The 1,250-nt window shown below is 63.6% G+C and carries 1 protein-coding gene; it reads left to right on the plus strand.

What is annotated here, in order from left to right:
* Window positions 1–249: 249 nt before the first annotated feature.
* Window positions 250–1,250: IS110 family transposase (locus FFS52_RS23555; protein ID WP_137811090.1), on the plus strand; the 1,001-nt coding region annotated here is incomplete at its 3' end.

The following is a 1,250-nucleotide window of genomic DNA, read 5'->3' on the forward strand; positions in this document are numbered from 1 at the left end:
ACCGCTGGTTTCAGTGTCAGGGTTGTCTAGCCACTTCGGTGGTGGTTGGGTTCTGACCATCAGGCATCTGGCTCTACCGCTGGTTACCGCCCCTGGCTGTATTGGGCTGGTGTTGGCTCATTGTGCCGATGCCTGGTGTGTCAGGACCGGCCGGCGTGACTTGATAGGAGCGTGGCATCGCCCCGACTGAGATGTGTCCGCCGACCGGCCCGACTGTCGCCACTCCACTCTGACAGGAAGGCATCTTCCATGATCGTTATCGGTGCCGATGTGCACAAGCGCACGCACACCTTCGTCGCGGTCGACGCTGTCGGCAAACAACTCGGATCCACGGTGGTGCCGGCCACGACGGCCGGTCACCGCACAGCCATGCAGTGGGCTCACGCTCGTTTCGGTACCGAGGTGTTGTGGGCCATCGAGGACTGCCGCAACATGTCGGCCCGGCTGGAACGCGACCTGCTGGGCGCGGATCAGAAGGTGGTGCGGGTAGCGCCGCACTTGATGGCCGAACATCGGCGTACCGGACGTGAACGCGGCAAGTCCGATCCGATCGACGCGTTGGCTGTGGCTCGGGCCGCTGCACGCGAACCCGACCTTCCGGTGGCGTCTCACGATGCCGTGTCCTACGAGATGAAAGCTCTCGTGGACTATCGGGATTGCCTTGTGCGCGAACGAACCTCGAAGATCAACCGGGTGTTGTGGCGGGTGCATCAACTCGATCCCGAGTACCACATCAAAAAGGGTGGGTTGACGGCGAAGAAGCATCAGAAAGCACTGCAAACCTGGCTGGAGCCTCAAAGCAGTGTCGATGCCCGCCTGGCCGGCAAGGAAGTCGCCGCCATCTACGACCTGACCGTGGAGATCAATGAGGTCGAAAAGGAGATCACCAAGAAGGTTTCCGACGCGGTGCCCACCCTGTTGGCGATGCCCGGCTGTGGCGCGCTCAGCGCCGCGAAACTCCTCGGCGAATCCGCCGACATCACCCGCTTCCCCGGGGAGGCCCAGTTCGCCCGCCACGCGGGAATCGCCCCAGTGCCGGTGTGGTCGGCCAACCCCGGACGCCATCGACTCACCCGGTCTGGCAACCGCCAGATCAATGCCGCGATCCACCGCATCGCGCTGACCCAGGCACGCATGCCCGACACCCTCGGCCACGCCTATTACGAGAAGAAGAAGGCCGAAAACAAGACCCCTCGCGAGGCGATGCGCTGCCTCAAACGCCGCCTCGCCCGCGTCGTCTACAACCACCT

Origin of the sequence: Gordonia sp. ALPHA1B1 (assembly GCF_005502615.1) — a bacterium.
In the GTDB taxonomy this organism is placed as follows: Bacteria; Actinomycetota; Actinomycetes; order Mycobacteriales; family Mycobacteriaceae; genus Gordonia; species Gordonia hongkongensis.